Origin of the sequence: Sulfuricurvum kujiense DSM 16994 (assembly GCF_000183725.1) — a bacterium.
GTDB classification, from domain to species: Bacteria; Campylobacterota; Campylobacteria; order Campylobacterales; family Sulfurimonadaceae; genus Sulfuricurvum; species Sulfuricurvum kujiense.
Genome location: NC_014762.1, coordinates 617,040 through 637,887, shown reverse-complemented (window position 1 = coordinate 637,887; position 20,848 = coordinate 617,040). Strand labels below are relative to the sequence as shown.

Sequence of the window (20,848 nt, the reverse complement as noted above, 5' to 3'; positions counted from 1 at the left end):
TGGACTTATAAATAAGACCCCCTAAAAGGGTAGACTCTCTTTTAATGTAAGTTAAAAACTTCAAGAGGATTTAGGAAAAGGCTCCCCTATTCCCTCATGATTTATTCTATAATTTATCGCAAACAAGATAAAAAAAAGCTTTTTAAGTGTATAATTTCGTAACAGTTTCCAAAATAGGATACATTTTGTCTGATTTGACGCTTATTTTACTTGCAGCAGGTAACTCTAGCCGTTTCAAAGTCCCCGTAAAAAAACAGTGGCTACGTATCGGTCATGATCCTTTGTGGCTTTATGTTACTAACCGTATCAAAGAGCATCTCCCCGATGCCGCGGTTATCCTCTCGGCCCATCCGGATGAAATCCCCTTTATCGCATCCATGTGCGACTTTACCGTCGTCTCCGGGGGAGCAACGCGTCAGCAATCTCTAAAAAATGCCCTCAAAGAAGTTAAAACCCCATATGTAATGGTTACCGATATCGCCCGTGCCTGTATCGATCCCGATCTTATTCAGCGTTTGTTGGAATCCAAAGAGCGTGCCGACACTATTGTCCCCGCCTTGGATGTCCATGACACCGTCGCATACAAAGAAGAAACTATCGAACGTGAGCAGGTTAAACGGATTCAGACACCTCAGCTTTCACGAACGGATATCCTTCGCCGCGCATTGGACACCGATACCGAATATACCGATGAGAGCAGTGCAATCGTAGCGTGCGGGGGTACACGTCATTTTGTACCGGGGGATGCTCGAGCCGCCAAAATCACCCATGCTTCGGATATCACGGCACTGGAGTGTCTTGCTGCGCCGAGTCCTTATCTTTTCACCGGCAACGGGTTTGACGTCCATCCGTTTGAAGAGGGGAAACCTATGGTCCTCGGAGGGGTAGAGGTTGAAAGCTCCTACGGATTCAAAGCTCACAGTGACGGAGACGTGGCTATACATGCCCTCATTGATGCACTGTTGGGTGCGGCATGCTTAGGCGATATCGGCATGCTGTTTCCCGATACCGACGAGTCGTACAAAAATATTGATTCGAAGCTGTTATTGCAACGCTGTGTCGAAAAGCTCCACCATTTCGGGTTTGTTATTCTGCATGCCGATATTACCATTATCGCCCAAGCACCGAAAATCGCCCCTTATAAAGAAACAATGCGCCACACCCTCTCCTCACTGCTTCATATCCCACCTGCCAGGCTCAATGTCAAAGCGACAACGACCGAACACTTGGGATTTATCGGCCGTAAAGAGGGAGTCGGCGTTTTAGCCACCGCATCAGTACACTATTTTGATTGGAAAAACGGATGAACATACTCATTATCGAAAATGAAATTTATTTAGCGCAAAGTATCGCTTCCAAGCTTAGTGATCTAAGCCATAACTGTGATATTTCCAGTTCTACCAAAGAGGGGCTTCGCGGAACACCGTACGATGTCGTCCTCCTCTCAACAAACATCAGCGGTCAAGACATCTACCCCGTCATAGAGGCGTATAAAAATGCCGTCGTCATTTTGATGGTGAGCTACGTCAGTAACGATACCGTATCAAAGCCGCTCGCTGCCGGTGCCAAAGATTACATCCTCAAACCGTTTATGATTGAAGAGCTGATCCGTAAAATCCAACATTTTCAGAATCATGAACGTCTACGCCGCCAAAATCAAACGTATGAACGCTATCTCTCGCATACTTTTAATTCAATCAATATGGATGAGGATCTGGACAAAGTCGAACTCCCTCTCTTTATTTGCAGCGGGTATCAAAAATACGCCGATGCTTTTGCCTTCCGCTATGCGGCCCATCACGACAAAACGCTTCAGTTTATCTCCCTCTCTTCGGTTAAAGCGTTCAGTGACATTGCGGCACAAAACGATGATGCCATCCTTTTTATCACCGATTTCCAAAATCTCAAAAAGTCCGAGCATAAACCGTTTTATGAATTGATTAGCGGAAAAAAATGCATCGTCGCCAGTACCGATCCGATCGATAATCTCCCTTTTAAAGTGATCGAAATCGAAAGTGAAAGCCACCTCTTCGACCAAGGAGAGATTCTCCCGATTGAAGAGTATGTCAAATATATCATGATCCATTTCCAAAACCGTTTTCCGGATACGGAACTCTCCAAAAAACTCGGTATTTCACGCAAAAGTTTATGGGAAAAGAGAAAGAAATATGGCATCGTCAAGAAAAAATAGAGCCCTCTACATTGACCAAGAGGCTGTTTCAGCCCTCACCTTACTCAAATCCGGCATGCTCAGCCCCGTAACGGCGCTCATGAACGAAAAGCAGAGCAAAGAGGTTTTAAGCAGCGGAATGTTTATGGGCAAAACATTTCCCTTTCCCCTGATTCTCTCCCCCAGCGGAAAAGTGAACGAAACCATTCTTACGACGGCAGTTAAAGGTGAGATACTTGATCTGATCTGTGATAACGTCATTGTAGGAGAGCTATGCGTCGATGAAGTATATCCCATCGATCCGCGTGAACGGCTGCACCAGATATACGGCACCGAAGATCTTTCACACCCCGGCGTCAGTGCTACCCATAAACGATTAGGAAAATACGCTATCTGCGGCGACTATTCTATCGATCTTACCTCCGTTCAATCGATTCAGGAAATGCTCGCACAGGCAAAAGAGCAAATCGGTGCGCAGCACACGACCGCATTGTTTATGGCTGCCAATCCGCTTCACCGTGCCCATGAACGTCTCATCCGCCAAAGTTTGGAACGCACCGATCTCATCGTTATTTTTCTCCTCAAACCCTACAATAATGCCGATTTGAAATACGAATTGCGTTATGAGACATTAAAATTTTTCATCGATAACTATCTTCCGCATAACCGCGTCGTTATCGTACCGTTAGAGAGCAGTTACATATTTGCCGGAAGCAACGAAGTTATCCTCGATGCGATTGTGGCTAAAAACTACGGATGCGATCGCCTTATGATCGGGCAAAACCATGCCGGAATCGGGATGTATTACGATCATAATGCCAATAAATCGATTTTAGACCGTCTCATCGGTATTGATATCGAAGTAGGGATTTCCAGCGAATATGTCTACTGCAATCAATGTAAAACACTCGTAAGTATTCAAACCTGCCCGCACGGACATCACCACCACATCTCATATCACTCTGAATCCATTTTGGAACTGATGCGTCAGGGGCTCCTCCCTCCGGCCGTTTTAGTACGCAAAGAGATATCGGCGATGATCGTGGCTTCGCTCTATCCCAACCGATTTAAAAATCTCTCTAAACTCTACTATGACATTATGCCCGTTAACGGCCTGCTTGAAGAGCATACGGAAAAAGATTTTTACGTCGCACTAATGCGCCTATACCAAACAACATCATTAACGTAAGGGACAAAAATTGAATTGGTTTTTTCTTACCGTAGGCTACAGCGGCCTTTTTCCTAAAGCACCGGGAACCATGGGGACCATCGCATCACTTCCGCTGGGAATCGCGATACTCCTCTATTTCGGGCCGCAGACTCTGTTTCTGGCGACGATTCTGATTACATTGATCGCGATTAAAAGTATCGATAAACACGAAAGTACTTCCAATGAGCATGATGACAGCCGCATCGTTATCGACGAGCTGGTAGGGATGTGGTTTGCCCTCTCCATTGCACCGGGAATCGGATTTGATATGGCGACGCTGATGCACTGGGAAAACGGTATCGCCCTACAAATCGCTCTGAGCTTTATATTTTTTAGAATTTATGATATTAAAAAGCCCTCGATCATCGGTCGGATCGATCGCGAAGCAAAAGGGGGAATCGGGGTAATGGGTGATGATATTATCGCCGGTTTTGCCGCCGGGATATCTTCCGCACTCGTATGGCAAATCATTCTCAAAAGCGGATTGATCGGCTAAAGCCACCGCTCTTTATACTTTCTTGATACATCTCGCATACATCCTGAGACTTCACTGATACTATAGCACCTATAATACCCCTTTAAATCCTACTTTAAAGGGACGTTATGACGTTACGTGAACGCATCAAAAATGAGATGATGGTGATCAAATCACTGGGAGTTGTCTATGGAGACATCGGAACCAGCCCCATTTATACCTTTGCCGTCATTTTACTGTTGGTTCAACCGACAACTGAGACCATCTTTCAAATCTTATCAATGGTCTTTTGGACGATGCTGATGTTGGTAACCGTCCAATACGCATGGTTAGCGACCAGCCTCTCCAAACGGGGTGAAGGGGGGACGGTTGTGTTGGTGCAACTGTTGCTCCCATATCTTAAAGGGGCACGTATCACCGCCTTGGTAGGGGCATTTGGCTTTGTCGGTATATCACTGATGATTGGGGATGGGGTTATCACCCCCGCCATTAGTATTCTGAGTTCCGTGGAGGGGATCGCACTGATCCCCGGATATGAGGATACGCCGAAACTAACCTTACTCGTTATCGCGGCAGGGATCGCGTTTGCCCTCTTTGCTGTTCAGAAAAAAGGGGTTGAAAAGGTCGCCAGTGCTTTCGGTCCGATTATGGTCGTGTGGTTTTTCGCTCTTGCATTTGGGGGAGGATATTATCTCCTTCAATCACCCGAAGTGCTAAAGGCGATTTCACCGCTCTACGCGATTGAGTTTATCTATCAACACCCTTACATCGCATTCATCATTTTAGCTGATGTATTGCTTTGTGCAACGGGGGGTGAAGCGTTATACGCCGATATGGGGCATTTAGGTCGTCTTCCGATCCTCAAAGGGTGGCTGTTTGCCTCGATAGCATTGCTCATGTCGTATTACGGGCAAGGGGCATTTTTGCTCTCTCATCCCGAAGCAGCTAAAAGTCCGTTTTTTGAGCTCTATCATGCCCTCGTCCCTGATTTGTATGTTCCGATGTTGCTATTAACAGTCGTAGCGACGATTATCGCTTCTCAGGCGATGATCAGCGGGATTTTTTCTGTCCTTTATCAGGCGATGACCACCCGTATTTTCCCTCACTTCAATGTAAGTTATACCTCCAATGAACTGCGCAGTCAAATCTATGTCGGCTCTATCAACTGGTTTTTGTTTATCTGTGTCGTCGCGATGCTCTTTATCTTCGGTGAATCGGGGAAACTGGCGGCGGCATACGGTCTCTCGGTTGCGGGGGCGATGAGTATCACGGGGATATTGATGAGCATGATTTTCATGTATAAACATCAATACCTTAAAATGGCAGTTTCTATCATCGCAGGACTCACAAGTTTGATATTCTTCATCTCTTGCTGGCTCAAAATTCCTCATGGCGGATATTGGTCTCTCATTATCGCTTCCGTTCCTTTGTTTATTGTAATCCTCTACACCCAAGGGCAAAAGCGGCTCTATGCATCGTTTATCCCAATCGACAAAGAGCTATTTTTGAGCGAATATCTCAAACGTTATGCGCTAGGATTCCATGTCGAGGGTACGGCACTTTTCTTTGCCCGCAATGCGGATGCAATACCCGCTTATATCTCCAAAACCATGTTCCAAAACGGGATCATCTATGAGCGCAATATCATCGTGACCGTCCACCCCTCGTATGAACCACATGGGGTTACGAGTGAACTTTCACCACTTGGAGAAGGGCTGGATCTCCTCAGCATCCGATCGGGATATATGGAAACCCTAAACGTAGAAAAGATTTTACGTGAACGAAATATCGATGAGCGGACAATTTTTTACGGGGATGAGGAGATTGTCTCCGATAGCTTAGTATGGAAAATTTTTGCTTTGATCAAAGATATCTCCCCAAATTTTGTCAGCTTTTACCATTTCCCGCATGAAAAACTCATCGGTGTTGCCCGTCGGGCGGAGATTTAACATTGGATGGTATAATGTAGCCATGCACCCGATTATCCCGCCCTTTTTGCTCTTGATTGCTCTTGCGCTGATCTCCAAACTCTTTAGTCAAGAGCTGGAGTTAGTCAACATAGGTATGATCCATCTCATTCCGATTCTCTATGCTGCGATGCGTTTAGGACGCAGAGATACGCTGATTGTCTCTTTGGGTTCGGTGCTATCTTTTAATTTCTTTTTTATCCCGCCAACCTTTACCTTCACCGTCCATGATTTGCGCTATCTCTTTAGTTTTGTGATTATGATTGTCGTCGGACAGATCGTATCATGGTTGAGTGCGCGAGCAGCCGTTGCCAAAGAGTTAGAGACATCCGAACGGCTCCAAGAGACACTTTTAGGCTCCCTCTCCCACGAATTGCGTACACCTCTTTCAGCGATTATGGGGGCATCATCGGGGTTACTTACTGAAGAACTGGATCTAAACAGTGAGCAAAAAAAAGAGCTTTATCATACGATTGACAACGGTGCTTTTAGGATGCGGCGGCTGATCGATAATCTTCTCGATACCGCACGGCTCCAAAGCGGTATGTTAAAACTCAAAATCCAAGAGTGCGATATCCCTGAACTTTTGGGAAGTACATTATCAAAAACAGAGCATACGTTCCCGGCAACGCTAACAATAAAGGATACTATTGGCTCAGTTCAAGGTGACGCTGTTTTGATCGAACAGGCACTCTTTAATCTGCTTGAAAATGCTTTTAAATACGGGGATGCAGTCAATGTAACAGTAGAAAATGAGCCGATAGGGATTAAGATTCGAATCTGCAATACAGGTTCTATTCCCCCCGTTCATGAAGCTTCAATGGCGTGGAAAGCTTTTTCGCGGTTGAGCAATGTCCAAGGAAAAGAGGGGATCGGATTGGGGTTGTATGTGGCATACCGAATCGCTCAAATGCACGATGGAAATGTGGAAACAATGAGCGATGGCGTACAATTTTGCGCAACGATGAGACTTCCGTATAGGGGTGAGGGATGAAAGAGACCATTTTAATCATCGACGATGACAGTGCCATTCGTAAACTGCTCGAAGTCGCACTGGATGCGGCAGGGTATCACCCGGTAACAATTGCAACGGGAAAAGAGGGATTAAACCGCGCCGCGATCGAAGCCCCCGCATTAGTATTGCTTGATCTTGGATTACCCGACATGGATGGGAAAGAGTTTCTCTCACAATTTCGTGAATGGAGCCAATCCCCCGTAATCGTCCTTTCTGCCCGCTCCGGTGAGGCTGAAAAAATAGCAGCACTGGAGGGGGGATGTGATGATTATCTCACCAAACCCTTTGGGACAGGTGAGCTACTAGCTCGTATCAAAGCTTCCCTCCGTCGTCGCGGTATCAGCATGGGAGATAATACTTCCGGTTTGATAAGCGGTAATCTCTCGTTGGATATTGCTTCGCACACAGTGATGTTGAATAATGAAGAGTTAAAACTCACCCCCAAAGAGTTTGACCTCCTCAAAATCCTGATGCAAAACAGCGGCAAGGTTCTCACCCACGCATGGCTTCTCAAAGAGATTTGGGGAATCGGGTATCAAAACGAAACCCATTATCTACGCGTTTTTATCAATCAGCTCCGTCAAAAGATCGAAACCGATTCCACCCGTCCGAAACGGATTGTGACCGAAACAGGAATTGGGTATCGGTTTGTCGGATAGTGAATTTTCAACTAACGACCCTGTTTCTTCCGTTCTCTTTCGCCGTATATAATTTTTCATCGACACGTTTTAAAAGCTGATCGCTGTTCTCCCCCTCATTCCACCGCGCAACACCGATCGAACATGTGATTTTAACAACGGGTTCAAAATCGGTTTCAGCCACCTTGGCACGAAGAGTTTCTGCCAGCTTCAGCGCTGAAGAGAGCTCGCTATCCGGAAGCAAAATTACAAACTCTTCCCCTCCCCATCGGGCTATCACATCGCTTTTACGAATTCCCTCATTCAACGTGTGGGCTAACTTTTTTAATACGTCATCACCGATCAAATGGCCGTAGGTATCATTCACCTCTTTAAAGAAATCAATGTCGATCAAAAGAATCGATAAAGTACGTCCATATCTTTGAGCCAAGCTGATCGAATGTTCCAATACATTATCGAATTGAAACCGGTTGGCGACTTGGGTCAAAACATCCTGCGTCGCCAATTGGTTGAGCTTTGTAATATCGGTGAAAACAACAACATGGCGTATTTCACCCGCGTATTCCATCCGCTTTGCGTGTACGGTGAAAATGGAGGTCTTCTCTCCGACGGTCATTTTGACTTTCTGCTCTTTCATATCGTATTGAATCAGATAATCGGTCCACAGCAGGCCGTCAATTTTCGGCTGCAAATATTCATCCGATTCACCCGATTCAAAAAAATCGCAGATACAGGAATGATCATCTCTAAATTTATCCAGTGAGTGATATCCGAAATAATCATAAAAAGCTTGATTCGCAAAGATGAGTGCTTTGCCGTCTGTTACCACAACTATATTTTTTTGGGAATCGAGAATCGTTTTAATATACCGTTCCTGCAAATTTACTTTTTTGATCAGTCCTCCGAATGTGTATTCGATTAATCCCCACAGTACAATCAGCATAATCGCAGTGACCGTTAGAGAATCAATGATAGTATCTGCTGTATTCTGACTGACCCCCGTCACATCGTCAATGGCAATGATCATCCCTAAATTTCGATTTTTTGCATCTTTTAAGAATAAGGGGTTGATTTCATAAGAGTTGCCCTCTAAATCAATATGACGGGGTTCCAAAGAGGGATTTTTAAAGGCATAACGGGAGATTAATTCTTTGCGTTCGTTCAATACATTGCTGAAATAATATTGACCGATTCCATCAGTATATTTTTTCTTATCCGCCGCACCGAACCAGTCCTTATGTATCAGAACCATACTGTCTGATCCGGTCAAATGCTTGATTCGATCTACAAAATAACCGCTGTCTACACCGTATTCCAATGCACCGATGTACTCCCCGTGATCAAAAATAGGCATTATAACCCGAAATGCGATTCCTCCGAGCCCCCCCTCAAACCCGGTAACCATTTTATGTTCGCTGTGTATTTCACGAAGCATCGGCCGCTTTGCGGCAATATCGTCACCGAATTTTTCTTTAAGATGGACGCGTAAAATGGAACGCCCATCCGGAGCATGAAATTGCATGATTATAAGATGATGATTCTCTTCGTGCAAAGCATTGTAACGGGGGAGAACGGCGCGATACAGTGCATCGCTGTCACGTCTCTTCATCGCGTCCATGACACCTTCTGTCTCCATGGTCACACGTGTCCGAAAACGGTAGAGCTGTTCGGTATCTGCGACAATAGTATCAAAAGCCAATTTGATATTCTCAGACGAACGTTCGGTTCGTTCTTTGATATAACGTCTTTCCTGCGAAATATGGTAGAAGGTTAACGCCGCTGAAGTTACGATAACAATGAATGCGATTATCAACTGAGCACGTAATTTTAAATTCATGTAACTTCTATGATGTTTTTCTTATTCTATCTATATTTTTATCAAATGTATCTATTGCATAATACTATTAAGCAAGTAATGTTAAGCAACGACACGATTACGTCCGCTATGTTTGGCACGGTAAAGGTTTTCATCGGCTCTTTGCAATAAATCGTCCGCTTCTTCAACACTATTAAATTCGGCCACACCGATAGAACAGGTAATATTCCCGACTGCTTCAAACGGGTTCACTTCAATTCTCTGACGCAGTGCTTCAGCCATTATAATGGCAGAAGAGAGGGCGGTATCCGGAAGAAGGATAATAAACTCCTCCCCTCCCCACCGAGCGACTATATCACTTTGTCGAATCTGTTGGCGCAACAGACTGCTGAACGATTTAAGCACTTCATCTCCTACCAAATGACCGAAATTATCATTGATCAATTTGAAATGGTCAATATCGACTAACAGCACCGAAAGCGTTCTTCCATAGCGCTTAGATACCGAAATCGAATGTCCGAGCATCTTATCGAACTCAAACCTATTGGTCACCTGAGTAAGCATATCAACCGTTGCCAAATTGTTCAGATTTGTAATATCGCTTAATACCACAACTTGTCGGAATACATTTTCATACTCTATTTTTTGTACATCCACTGTAAATATCGATGTTTTGCCGTTTCGGGTAATTTTTGCTTTGTGCTCAATCTCTTTATGGGCTAGAATATATTCGCTCCATGTCTTTCCATCCATCTTCGGCTGCAGATAGTTTTCACTATCCGTCGTTTCAAACAATTCACAGATACAACGGTGTTTTTGCGTAAACTCCTCTAAAGTGCGATAGTGAAGATAGTTAAAAAATGCAGTATTGACATATACGATCTCTCCGTCATCAATAACGATGATAATATTCTTTTGAGAATTCAAAATAGTTGATATGTATTTATCTTGATAGCTGATTTTTTTGGTCAATCGGGCAAACGCGTATTCAATAATGCCTAAAAGCATTATGATGATAATGAATGTAACCACTATACTTTGGATAATAATCTGCAATTTTTCTTGATAGCCCATCGTCACATCGTTAAACGATAAAAAGAGGCCGATCGGTTTCCCTTCATTACCGACTAAATAAATCGGAATGACATCATAATCTTTTCCGTTATGATGGATAATACGTTGATTTAATGCGGGATTATCTTTGACAAATGCTTCAATCAAAGGGCGTTGCAGCGGATTTAAATGGGCAAAGCGGTATCCGCTGTACCCTGCCTGATACTTTTGAGAATCGGCCGCAGCCATACGGCTCTCATGCAGCATAAACAGCGTATCCATTTTGGTTATCTGGACAAGCTTATTGATAATAAAATCAGGATCAACGCCGAATTCGACGGCTCCGATATACTGTTTATTCTCGACAAAAGGGACGATAATACGATAGGCGATTCCCTCAATCCCCCCTTCAAACCCTGTATGCACGGTTTGCGTATCGTGTGTCAAATGAACCATCGGGCGCCGTGCGCCGATATCGTCTCCGAAAACCTCTTTTCGATGCATACGGAGGATTGAGTGTCCATCGGGCGCATGAAACTGCATAATCATAAGGTTAGGATTTTCTTCACGAAGGGTTGTATATCGAGGAAAGGTTAATGCATACAGTTTTTCCGTATCGCGGGCCATCATAGCCTCTTTAATCCCGTATGAACGAAGATTTGCATACGCACGATGTGTGTAAAAATCTTCTAAATCTTTGCGAATGGAATCGTAAATCGTTTTGATATTTTGAGAAGAGGTGAGTGCTTTTTCAGTCGCTATTTTATCTTCATGATACAGAAACGACACCGTTAAAATCGATGAGACTAAAAGAATAAGAAAGGTAACAAAGAGCTGTATACGGCGTTTAAAACTCAAAGCTACCCTTTTTTCATTTTATTTTAAATCATCATCGGATCAAAAGTCGACTCTATCTCTTCAAAGTCTTCAACAATTTGATCTAATATCTTTTGTGTTTTTTTGATTTTAGCGATATTATCATCAAATATTTCTTTAGAAGCGGGAAATGCTTCTGAGAGTTCCTGATAGATCAAAATACGTCCGCCAAAGTGACGGTTAAACTCATCAAAAGCTTTACGCAAATATTCCTTCGATGTTGTGTGACGGAAAAGGGCTTTGATCATTTTTTTACGTTCTTTGATCGGAATCGATTCATCGATCGCTTCGGCTACACGCTTGATGTCCAGACGCGAGAAATAGGCTCCGCAGTGATACGGAGCCAAAAGTTTGTCGGTCAATTCATCGACGAAACTCGGTACCGGCTCATTGTCCGGATCATTTTCATTACCTTCGCTCTCACAGCTTCCGGTATCGCATTTTTCCCGTACAAATGCATCAAATTCGGCCTTTAGATCGCTAAAATCGTTTGCTTTCATCTTTTTCTCCTGTAGTTAAATCATAAAAATAGTGACATAAACTGCGCAGTGCAATATCGTCTTTAAAATTCTCATTTTCGGCATATTTCTCCAATGCCTTCGGCATGATCAAATCACCTGAAAGTTGATTATTCTCTATCAAAATCAAATCAACTATCCCCTGTTCTTCCGCACTGTCTGAAACAGTATCAACCAATCCGGCCGCTTCTTCTTGATACTCCGTTGCGACTATTGCACCGCTAAGTTTTGAATGGCGCATTTGCGATAATGTAAATACGATGTCGTCCGGCCGAATATTCATCGGAATGACCATCGCATTGGTTCCGGAATCTTTAAACAATTGATTGACTGCCGACGAAAATCGGCTACTATGGGCATTTTCAGCAATATAGCCATAAAGTTTAGTAGCCACCGTAATGGTATTATCATTATTCATCATTTATTTAATCCCCATAATTCCAACGCTTCCTCTTCTTCAAGCTGACAGCGATGACAGATTTTCTCGCCCCCCACCGAACTGAACAATCCGTCACACTCATCGCATCGACGCACGGTATAAGTGATAAGATTCTGCACTTTAGGTTCAAACCATTCCGTGAGATTATACGAGGTTGAAACACTAATCGCATCACTTTCGCATACGTCATGGCACAAGTGGCATTTGACACATAAAAACGGATCAAAATCGATTTTAGAATTCCGCATGTCGGAAGTGAGCGCCGCGGTGGGGCACACGCGATAACACATCTGACAAGCGGTACATTTAGCTTCATCCATGATTTTCTGCGAAGTAAAATCGATCATAGAACTATCAACGACATGAAATCGGGACGGTTTTTCTACCCTTTTCAATGCGGTAAAAAAGAGTTTACGGCGGTCGGTGATTTTTTTCGTCCTAAGCTCTTGGGTATGGGAGCTGTCAATATGTGCTTCGATAAACTCGTCGGTCGTACTTTGTACCTCTTTTTCAAAATCATGTTTGACTTTTGCGATCCCCCTCAGATGAAAGGTTTTAAAAAAATCTCTCCTCTCTTTGGGTTCATTCGTCTCACCGCTGCTGTAGGCAATTTTCTCGCACACAACTCTCTCATCAATCTCTATCGCTTCAAGGAGATAGTTCGTACTCTGAATTCTCCCCTCCATCATCTCAAGCACTTTATCCCCGATCTCGCAGCTGTTGCAATGCCCGGTATCCAGAACCAATCCTTTTTTAAGACTGCACAACGAGATTAAATGCTCGACTGAAAGAGCGGCAATACAGGGGAGATTTTTTTGGCACGAAACCACATTTTCCGCATCCGAAGCCATACTAAAGAAAAACTCCGTCGGATTAAAATCATCCAATCCCAGCGCTTCACTCGGACAGACCGCCACACACCCCGCACATCCGACACAAAGTGATTGATTAATCGAGGGGAGACGAGCAGAGAGGTTGATAGCATTCGTAGGGCAAACATCAGCACAATGAGAACAGATCGAATTGATACTCAAAGCGCGGACGCATCGTGCGGGTGCAAGTTCTAAAAGACTCACGCCACTACCAAAGCACTCAATGTTTCGTTATCCGAAAGGATAAATTCCAATGCCATCTCTGCCGTATCGTAATAAAGTGGCGTACGTGACTCATATTTCATGTTGATCAGATACATCGGCGCCCATTTTAATAAATGGGAATTTAAAAAATTATGCTGCACATTAATCAGCTCTTGTACCGCATCATGATCCGATTCTTCGAATGCTTTGAGCTGTGCTTCGCACAAATGGTGCATAAATTCCATCTCGATACCGATATGATCCGAAGAGACGACACGTGCCACTTCATAATCAACAAGAAAATCATACGCACTATAGATATCGGTTACGGGGTTTGCTCCTCCCGTTTCGATCATTTGGTCAGGCCGGGTATAAAATGTCTCGTACGGTACCAGATGGAGTAATGACAGGTTGGTAAAATCTGGATTTAAATATTCTTCCAAAAGTTGTTGTGCTTCGATAGTTTTACGAGGTTCCCAATCACGCCAATGAGGCATAAATTCTAAAACTGTTTCGTCATTGCGTAGAATTTCTAAACGCTCAACATCCAACTCTTGGAGTAATATTCGTGATAACAACGCATATAAATTACTGCGTGCGATAATTTCATCCATTCGTAAAAACCTTTTATAAAGTTGTGTGATTGTAGCTTATACGGCTGAAAAGTGTATAAGAGGTGTAGATTAAAAGGGGGTACCAAGTCTTACGACTTGATACTGACATCGTAGACCGACGGGTCGAGGTTGACCCACGGACGTTTTATATGGCGAGGACGGCGGAGGGTTGAATTAGCATCCAATCCGCGACTTAATGTATCTCTCCATGCTTGATAGACTTTAAAGTTATTATCGTAGTTTACGAAAATATCTCCGATTTTGTCTCCCGCTTGCGCCGGTTCAAGAAGAACTTTGTGATGCCAGCAGTGCATCCCCGAAACCGGATCCGGATGCGGAGCGGCAACGGCATTTTGCCATGAACCGCTCAAACCGTCCCACCACACATTACCAGAATCACGGTTGTATTCACCGAAACGCTCCGTATGGAACGGTTTGATCCCCTCAACGTATTTGAGTTTTCCTACTTTGCCGTCCATTTGTACTTCGGCAACCGGAACTCCAAAGCTGTTTAGCCCCGTAGTACCTTCATAATCGTCAATAATGCTTTGTCCGTCCGCTTTTCCGACATTTGCCGGAGATTCAGCTAAGAACTCTTTATTCCCTAAATCACGCGGAGCAGCACCCGGTGCCACTTTGCCGTCACTTACACCGTTTGGAATCGTAACGGCATTGGTCAGTTTCCAGCGTCCGCCATGGTGAGAACACGCGAGTGTCCCCGGAAGAACACCCTCTGTCGGAACCGCCATAGCGACAAAATGACCGCTCTCTAATCCAGAAACCGTATCGACAATTTTGACACGAATAGCATCACCGCGTTTGAATCCGAGACGCTGTGCATCTTTTGTCGAAATCCAGATCGGGTCATGGTTTTGGCTGATCTCCATAAGGTGTTTCGAGTTTGCTGAACGTGTGTGAATGTTATACGGCAAACGGAAAACGGTATTCAGAGCAAATGAGTTCTCCTCTTTCATATACATATGATTGACATGCGAAACGATGTGGACCATCTCCCCTTTTTCTTTGTCGTTACGCGGATAGAACGGCATTGCGTACTCTCTCCACTTCCAATCGGTTGCCCACTGAGTATAGAACTCTAACTTTTTAGAAAGTGTTGCAAACCCTTCCATTTTTTTACCGTCGATTTCAACACCGATTTTTTTCTCTTTACCGTTGTGATCTTGTGCAGAGATAATACCGCCCGCACCGACACTCATCGTGGAAGCGGCAAATTTATGACCATGTGAAATAACTTCGCCCTCTTCCATTTTTAGTTCGCGTTCCATTGCATGGTAGATTTTATCCTCTTCCATCCATACCCCGTGATCACGTAGATACGAATAAACTGGGAACTCTTCATTCATATAGCGAGGATCATTCGTTGCCGTCTCTTTGAGTTTCGGCAAATTGTCTCCGAACGCCGCATCGTACCATTCAGAAATAGTAACCGTTTTACCCGGATGACGTTTGGACTCCCACATTTTTTTGATTCCGAGAGATCCGTCCGGATCAATGAAATCGGTACAAAGCTGGAACCAGAATTCATTCTCTTCCCATACTTCCCCCAGACCCGCTTTGATGTGCGCTTCGAGAGTTGCACGTGCAGGATTTTTAGCTTTCCAGCCCGATTTTTCCAACGCTACACGCAATACCGGCTGACGAAATGTTGTCCAACGAGCCGGGAAAGTTGCTTCCGAGTGTTGGTCATGGCGCTCACCCGCAAGCCCGACAGGGAGAACATAGTCCATGTACCAGTTGGTCTCTGACCATACCGGTGAGAGGTTCATCGTAAGTTCCATAATCTCTTCATTTTTCAACACTTCTATCCAGCGGAAGCCGTCCGGATTGATCCAAACAGGGTTATACATACGAGGAATATAGACTGCCAATTTACTTGGAACCGTCAATCCGCGATCATTCCATTTTTTCTGCCATGCCTTATCCGTCAGGAGATGTGGAAGAAGATAAGAAAGTTCATAGGTCGATAACGGCCATTCCGGCGGCCAAGTAAGCTCATTCCATGCTTGTACCTTCGGTACATCGGCACCCGAAACCCCTTGACCTACGGTTGCACTCCCACCTTTACCGGAGACGGATATAACGTGCCAGTGGTGGAAGAAAGTTCCCCCTTCAGTCCCGATCGCACCGCGAAGACCGATCGCAAAATAGGCCGCACGACCGCTCATCCATCCACCGCGGTTACCCGCAGCCGTTGCACGCCAGATATAGGTAGAAATAGCGTCTCCAGCCCAAATAAACATCTCATAAAGTTTTTCAAGTTTATACGCCGGAACATGAGTCTCTTTGACCGCATATTCCAATGTATACGGAGAATACATATCTTTTAGCAGCTCAAGATAGCTCTCAAAGTCACGTCCTGCTGGGAGTTTGGAAATTTGCCCTTTTTCTACCATAAAATTCAGATGTTCTGAATCGTTCATCAACGTTTCCCAGTTGAACCATTTTTTTACGAATTTTTTGTCTACCATATTTTCATTCAAAATACGGTTGGCTAAGTAAAGATAAATCGCCGTTTCCGTTCCCGGCCATGCTGCGATCCAAAGATCGGACATCCCTGCCGAGTTTGACATACGAGGATCCATTACGACCATCTTTGCCCCTTTTTTACGGGCATCAGCGATAAACGCTGCCGATTGGGCAAAATAGTGCCCTGCATCGGCGGCATGCGAAGAGTTCAAGAAAATGAGTTTCGCATTCGCCCAGTCCGGACTCGTACGGTCATCATTCGCTGTCCAAATCGTAGGAGTACGTCCGTTTGAGGAACAGATGTTAGTATGAGAGTTATAGGAGTCAAGCCCCAATGTTTCCCAAATTTGAGGCACGAAACCGTTTTCATTCGGACGTCCGACATGATACATAACCGATTTTTTCGAAAGGAGATCCCCTTTACGGATCGTATCGGCCATTTTTTTACCGATAGTCCCCATCGCTTCATCCCACGTGGTCCGGATCCATTTTCCTTCACCGCGTTTAGAACCAGGGGCACGTTTCAACGGGAACGGAATACGATCCGGATCGTACATTTGCGATTGAACCGCATACCCTTTCGCACAGTTACGCCCGCGTGAACCCGGATGAAGCGGGTTACCCATGTATTTTTTAACCGTAAACGTTTTTTTGTCAATCCAAGCGGTCAACCCACATGACGCTTCACAGTTCGAACACGCCGTCGGAACGATCATATAGTCATTAACATAGATACCATCCGGATTATTTTCACTTTGTACACCGTGACGATCGATACCGCCCCGTTTCCAATCTACTCCGTCAAGTTCCTGAAATTGTCCCCATTGATCCAACGGTGGATAGAAGGACAAAGTATCAGGGGTGTTGGTGAATTTACTCGCTTTTACCGATTCTGCAGCAGCATCGGTCGTAAATACACCTTTAGCAATTGCGGCACCCGCTACGGTAAGTGCGGTGCCTTTTAAAAATGTTCTTCTGCTTTCTAAATACATCATAATTAATCCTCTTTAGCTCATTGGTAACAATTGGGGGATAACGAGCCAAACGTGTTTGCTCACCCACAAACCGACTAATGCCGATACGGCTGCGATTTTTAACAAATAATACGATTGGTTTTTAAGACTCAAGCATACAAGGATCATCGGTACAATAAATGCCATAGCCTGACCGATCCAGAACATGACTGTGTACTCGCCGCCTTTAATATAATGCAAGACCGCAGCAACTTCTTCGGCTTTCATCGGGCCGAAAATAAGTTCCGCCATATAGAGGATAAATGCCGCTGCTGCCGCAAGCCCCAAAATAATCGCAAGATCTTTTTTAATCGTATCCGAAAATTTGTTTCCGCCCAAAAGGATCATTGCCGAAGTTCCGGCCAACAAAGCGGCCAAAATCATTTGCGCCGATTCGGTCGGCATCTGCCACAATTCACGCGCTGTTGATTGCGCCATAAGACCCGCCGTATACAACGTTACCGGAACAGCCAGAAGAACAGTCCATCCGAGCAACTTATCGTATAGCGCTTCATCTTTTTTCATATAGATCGCATACGCCATGCCGAACAGCAATCCGACAAATCCTGTCGCCATCCATGCACCGATCGTAATCGCCGATGTCAGATGAGGATAAAAGAAAATGTGCCAAAAACGGAACATTTGATGTAAATCGATAACGGTAAAAAATAAGAAAATATGAATAAATACAATCGAAATTGCCGCTATCGGGAAACGGATAAATCCTGTTTGCTCCGGATATTTTTTCAACAAGAAAAAGCCGAGGAAAATAATACCGGTACCGATACTTTTCGCCCACATATTCATCGTTATGATCCAACCCCATACGATTCCCGGAAGAGCAACGTCAAGAGTTACAACCGCGTTTGTTGCCGCTATTGTTTCGTGTACCATCAGTGCCCTCCAATCGGGAGATGTTTAAGATTATTGAAAAGGTTGTGGCCTTCACCGCGGAACGATGCCAACGGATTAAGTGTTACATTGCCGCCGCCTACGTAGAAGTGGTGTGGATCAGTCCCTTTTTCCGGTTTGCGTACTTGAACGTTCCCTTGATGGGACTGAATATATTTACTGATATTCGACATCGGATCATCCAAGTCACCGAAGATATTTGCCTCTACCGGACATGCTACGACACATGATGGCATCATAGCACTTGCAACACGGTGTGCACAATAGGTACATTTATCGGCCGTTTGTGTTTGCGGATCGATATAGATCGCACCGTACGGACACGCCATAACACACCCGGCACACCCGATACAGCGCTCTTTATCGATATTAACGATTCCATTTTCGATGTAGTGAAGTGCACTTACCGGACAAATTCGCTCACACGGCGCATTGGCGCAGTGGTTACAGCGAAGCGGTGTAAACGTCCGTTTCGTTTCGGGAAATGTCCCCACATCGACATATTTGACACGTAGACGCCATGTAGAAAGGGGAACTTCATTTTCCACTTTACACGCAATCTCACAGCCCTTACACCCCATACATAGGCGAAGGTCTACCAAGAAACCTAACTGCATATATTCTCCTTATTCCTGATTCACGTTGCTGCCATTCATGTCATAAGTCACATGAATAATCTTTATTTGATGCCGTGATTACAGGCATTAAACGGCATTACTGCTGGATCGATAATAGCTAAATTTGTGTAAACCGATCCTAAATGTAAAATCAATTTTGCTATAACTTTTTGATATGTTACCGTTTGTAAAAATAAACTCTCATTATTAGAGAGTTTTATAAAGGTTAATATTTAGACGTCTAATCGACAGCGGACAGAGGCTTCGTGAGCACCAAGACCTTCGGTATGTGCGATAAGTGCACACGCTTCGCCGATTTCGTTGATCGCTTGGCGGGAAAAGGAAATAATCGAAGATTTTTTCATAAAGTTCTCAACACCGAGCGGAGAATAGAACTTCGCCGTCCCTCCGGTCGGAAGAGTATGATTCGGTCCTGCAACATAGTCACCGATCGCTTCAGGAGTATAGTGACCCAAGAAAATCGCTCCGGCATGTTTGATAGAGGGGAGCAATGCGAAAGGGTTATCAGTCGCTACTTCCAAATGCTCCGGTGCAATCTCGTTCATAAATTTTACCGCTTCTTCCATCGACGACGTCACGATGATAGCGGCACGCTCGTCGATCGATTTGCGGGCGATCTCTTCTCTCGGAAGTTTTTTGAGCCAGACTTCAACCTCTGCCGCACACGCTTCCGCAAATTTTTGAGACGGCGTGATCAAGATAGAGCTTGCCATCTCATCGTGTTCAGCCTGAGAAAGCAAATCAATGGCAATATGGGACGGATTAGCCGAATCGTCTGCTAATACACCGATTTCGCTGGGTCCGGCGATCATATCGATATTGACCTCTCCGAATACCATTTTTTTCGCCGTTGCCACGAAAATATTACCCGGTCCGGTAATGACATCGACTTTCGGAATCGTTTCCGTACCGTATGCCATGGCTGCAATCGCGCTCGCTCCGCCCACCTTGAACACTTCGGTAACACCGCACAAATGGCACGCCGCCAATAAAAGCTCGTTGGGTTCATTATCCGGAGTCGGTGTCGTTACGACGATGTGTTCAACACCCGCTACTTGGGCAGGAATAACATTCATCAGCAATGAACTCGGATATGCCGCTTTCCCTCCGGGGATATAAAGGCCGGCACGATCGACCGGAGTGACTTTTTGCCCCAATATCGTTCCGTTGGCTTCGGTATCGAACCAACTTTTCGGAAGCTGTTTTTCATGATACGTGCGAATACGGTCATACGCTAAATGCAAAGAGGCTTTGAGTGTCGGATCCAATGCCTCGTATGCGCGTTTCATGTCTGCAGCGTCAATACGCAGCTCTGCACCGTTTGACGGACTCCATCGGTCAAATTTCGCAATATGGGTCATCAAGGCGGAATCTCCGTCTGAACGAATCTCATCAATCAGCCCTTTGACGATAGAGGAGACGTGTTCCATGTCCATTTTGCCGCGCCCCAGCAGCTCGTCAAAAACAGATTTAAAGTTGGGTTCATTTGTATTAATCAGGGTCATTGATTGTCCTTTTTACTTTTGCGTCGCACTTTTTTTATACTCTTGCTTGACGATATCAAGCGCTTTTAGAAAGTCTTCACTCTCTACCGCCCCCATAATCGGTTCAAACATCGGCGATTTCCCTTTGATAAACCATGTTGCCGGAGTTCCCTGCGTCATCAAAGACGGCGGAACCGTCCCCTCGTCGACGACTCCCTCGTATGCGACAAAATCATGATTGACGATCGAAACGACTTTAGGTGTCTTCAACGTTTTTTCTTTTAAAACTTCACACCATCGACAGCCGTTTTTCGTCACTAACACCATAAGCGGCTTTTTCTCTTTCGCGGCTCGATCAACGGCAGAGACGATATCCTTTTCCCATTTGATGTCCGCTCCGAAGAGTGAAAACGTCAAAACTAAAAGGGTAAAAATAATTTTTTTCAT

Annotated in this window: 18 protein-coding genes; 7 read left to right on the top strand and 11 right to left on the bottom strand. The window is 44.7% G+C overall.

Annotated elements, in window-relative coordinates; genetic code table 11:
* The first annotated feature begins 185 nt into the window (after positions 1-185).
* The 7 genes from SULKU_RS03305 (at position 186) to SULKU_RS03275 (ending at position 7,496) form a co-directional block, all read left to right on the top strand.
* The gene (locus SULKU_RS03305; RefSeq protein ID WP_013459518.1) at positions 186-1,307 is read left to right on the top strand and encodes a bifunctional 2-C-methyl-D-erythritol 4-phosphate cytidylyltransferase/2-C-methyl-D-erythritol 2,4-cyclodiphosphate synthase; all 1,122 of its coding nucleotides are present in this window, start codon (positions 186-188) and stop codon (positions 1,305-1,307) included.
* A complete protein-coding gene (locus tag SULKU_RS03300) occupies positions 1,304-2,191 on the top strand; it encodes a DNA-binding transcriptional response regulator (protein WP_013459517.1) in 888 nt (295 codons plus the stop codon). The genes SULKU_RS03305 and SULKU_RS03300 overlap by 4 nt, the downstream gene beginning before the upstream one ends.
* On the top strand, positions 2,169-3,359 hold the full coding sequence (locus tag SULKU_RS03295) for a sulfate adenylyltransferase (RefSeq protein WP_013459516.1): 1,191 nt from the start codon (positions 2,169-2,171) through the stop codon (positions 3,357-3,359). The genes SULKU_RS03300 and SULKU_RS03295 overlap by 23 nt, the downstream gene beginning before the upstream one ends.
* A gap of 10 nt (positions 3,360-3,369) precedes the next feature.
* Positions 3,370-3,876, top strand: coding sequence for a phosphatidylglycerophosphatase A family protein (locus SULKU_RS03290; protein WP_013459515.1), 507 nt, complete (start codon positions 3,370-3,372; stop codon positions 3,874-3,876).
* Positions 3,877-3,983: 107 nt separating this feature from the next.
* Positions 3,984-5,804, top strand: a complete 1,821-nt coding sequence (locus SULKU_RS03285) for a KUP/HAK/KT family potassium transporter (RefSeq protein ID WP_013459514.1) — start codon at positions 3,984-3,986, stop codon at positions 5,802-5,804.
* Positions 5,805-5,826: 22 nt separating this feature from the next.
* Positions 5,827-6,816 carry a sensor histidine kinase gene (locus SULKU_RS03280; RefSeq protein ID WP_013459513.1) on the top strand — a complete coding sequence of 330 codons (990 nt, stop codon included), beginning with the start codon at positions 5,827-5,829 and terminating at the stop codon, positions 6,814-6,816.
* Positions 6,813-7,496: a response regulator gene (locus SULKU_RS03275; protein ID WP_013459512.1), complete on the top strand. Its 684-nt coding sequence runs from the start codon at positions 6,813-6,815 to the stop codon at positions 7,494-7,496. The genes SULKU_RS03280 and SULKU_RS03275 overlap by 4 nt, the downstream gene beginning before the upstream one ends.
* A gap of 7 nt (positions 7,497-7,503) precedes the next feature.
* Here SULKU_RS03275 and SULKU_RS03270 read toward each other — a convergent pair whose 3' ends face one another.
* The 11 genes from SULKU_RS03270 to SULKU_RS03220 form a co-directional block, all read right to left on the bottom strand.
* Complete coding sequence (locus tag SULKU_RS03270; protein WP_013459511.1) at positions 7,504-9,312, bottom strand: diguanylate cyclase; 1,809 nt, start codon at positions 9,310-9,312, stop codon at positions 7,504-7,506.
* Between the two features lie 81 nt (positions 9,313-9,393).
* Complete coding sequence (locus SULKU_RS14220) at positions 9,394-11,202, bottom strand: diguanylate cyclase (protein WP_013459510.1); 1,809 nt, start codon at positions 11,200-11,202, stop codon at positions 9,394-9,396.
* A gap of 23 nt (positions 11,203-11,225) precedes the next feature.
* On the bottom strand, positions 11,226-11,720 hold the full coding sequence (locus tag SULKU_RS03260) for a hypothetical protein (protein WP_013459509.1): 495 nt from the start codon (positions 11,718-11,720) through the stop codon (positions 11,226-11,228).
* A complete protein-coding gene (locus tag SULKU_RS03255; protein WP_013459508.1) occupies positions 11,701-12,159 on the bottom strand; it encodes a hypothetical protein in 459 nt (152 codons plus the stop codon). Before SULKU_RS03255 ends, SULKU_RS03260 begins: the two co-directional genes overlap by 20 nt.
* Positions 12,156-13,253 (bottom strand): 4Fe-4S binding protein, encoded by a 1,098-nt coding sequence (locus tag SULKU_RS03250; RefSeq protein WP_013459507.1) that lies wholly within the window; start codon positions 13,251-13,253, stop codon positions 12,156-12,158. The genes SULKU_RS03255 and SULKU_RS03250 overlap by 4 nt, the downstream gene beginning before the upstream one ends.
* Positions 13,250-13,867 (bottom strand): TorD/DmsD family molecular chaperone, encoded by a 618-nt coding sequence (locus tag SULKU_RS03245; protein WP_013459506.1) that lies wholly within the window; start codon positions 13,865-13,867, stop codon positions 13,250-13,252. The genes SULKU_RS03250 and SULKU_RS03245 overlap by 4 nt, the downstream gene beginning before the upstream one ends.
* Positions 13,868-13,956: 89 nt before the next feature.
* The gene (locus SULKU_RS03240) at positions 13,957-17,346 is read right to left on the bottom strand and encodes a molybdopterin-dependent oxidoreductase (protein ID WP_041666890.1); all 3,390 of its coding nucleotides are present in this window, start codon (positions 17,344-17,346) and stop codon (positions 13,957-13,959) included.
* A gap of 15 nt (positions 17,347-17,361) precedes the next feature.
* Positions 17,362-18,261 carry an NrfD/PsrC family molybdoenzyme membrane anchor subunit gene (gene nrfD / locus SULKU_RS03235; protein WP_013459504.1) on the bottom strand — a complete coding sequence of 300 codons (900 nt, stop codon included), beginning with the start codon at positions 18,259-18,261 and terminating at the stop codon, positions 17,362-17,364.
* The gene (locus tag SULKU_RS03230; protein ID WP_013459503.1) at positions 18,261-18,896 is read right to left on the bottom strand and encodes a 4Fe-4S dicluster domain-containing protein; all 636 of its coding nucleotides are present in this window, start codon (positions 18,894-18,896) and stop codon (positions 18,261-18,263) included. Before SULKU_RS03230 ends, nrfD begins: the two co-directional genes overlap by 1 nt.
* 233 nt (positions 18,897-19,129) lie before the next feature.
* Positions 19,130-20,422 (bottom strand): histidinol dehydrogenase, encoded by a 1,293-nt coding sequence (gene hisD, locus SULKU_RS03225; protein ID WP_013459502.1) that lies wholly within the window; start codon positions 20,420-20,422, stop codon positions 19,130-19,132.
* 12 nt (positions 20,423-20,434) lie between these two features.
* A complete protein-coding gene (locus SULKU_RS03220; protein WP_013459501.1) occupies positions 20,435-20,848 on the bottom strand; it encodes a thioredoxin family protein in 414 nt (137 codons plus the stop codon).

What these genes read in the sequence shown, in the direction of transcription:
- SULKU_RS03300 (WP_013459517.1), top strand. Translation starts at nt 1,304, where the DNA reads ATGAACATACTCATTATCGAAAATGAAATTTATTTAGCGCAAAGTATC.
- SULKU_RS03295 (WP_013459516.1), top strand. Translation starts at nt 2,169, where the DNA reads ATGGCATCGTCAAGAAAAAATAGAGCCCTCTACATTGACCAAGAGGCT.
- SULKU_RS03285 (WP_013459514.1), top strand. Translation starts at nt 3,984, where the DNA reads ATGACGTTACGTGAACGCATCAAAAATGAGATGATGGTGATCAAATCA.
- SULKU_RS03280 (WP_013459513.1), top strand. Translation starts at nt 5,827, where the DNA reads ATGCACCCGATTATCCCGCCCTTTTTGCTCTTGATTGCTCTTGCGCTG.
- SULKU_RS03275 (WP_013459512.1), top strand. Translation starts at nt 6,813, where the DNA reads ATGAAAGAGACCATTTTAATCATCGACGATGACAGTGCCATTCGTAAA.
- SULKU_RS03270 (WP_013459511.1), bottom strand. Translation starts at nt 9,312, where the DNA reads ATGAATTTAAAATTACGTGCTCAGTTGATAATCGCATTCATTGTTATC.
- SULKU_RS03260 (WP_013459509.1), bottom strand. Translation starts at nt 11,720, where the DNA reads ATGAAAGCAAACGATTTTAGCGATCTAAAGGCCGAATTTGATGCATTT.
- SULKU_RS03255 (WP_013459508.1), bottom strand. Translation starts at nt 12,159, where the DNA reads ATGATGAATAATGATAATACCATTACGGTGGCTACTAAACTTTATGGC.
- SULKU_RS03245 (WP_013459506.1), bottom strand. Translation starts at nt 13,867, where the DNA reads ATGGATGAAATTATCGCACGCAGTAATTTATATGCGTTGTTATCACGA.
- SULKU_RS03240 (WP_041666890.1), bottom strand. Translation starts at nt 17,346, where the DNA reads ATGTATTTAGAAAGCAGAAGAACATTTTTAAAAGGCACCGCACTTACC.
- nrfD (WP_013459504.1), bottom strand. Translation starts at nt 18,261, where the DNA reads ATGGTACACGAAACAATAGCGGCAACAAACGCGGTTGTAACTCTTGAC.
- SULKU_RS03230 (WP_013459503.1), bottom strand. Translation starts at nt 18,896, where the DNA reads ATGCAGTTAGGTTTCTTGGTAGACCTTCGCCTATGTATGGGGTGTAAG.
- hisD (WP_013459502.1), bottom strand. Translation starts at nt 20,422, where the DNA reads ATGACCCTGATTAATACAAATGAACCCAACTTTAAATCTGTTTTTGAC.
- SULKU_RS03220 (WP_013459501.1), bottom strand. Translation starts at nt 20,848, where the DNA reads ATGAAAAAAATTATTTTTACCCTTTTAGTTTTGACGTTTTCACTCTTC.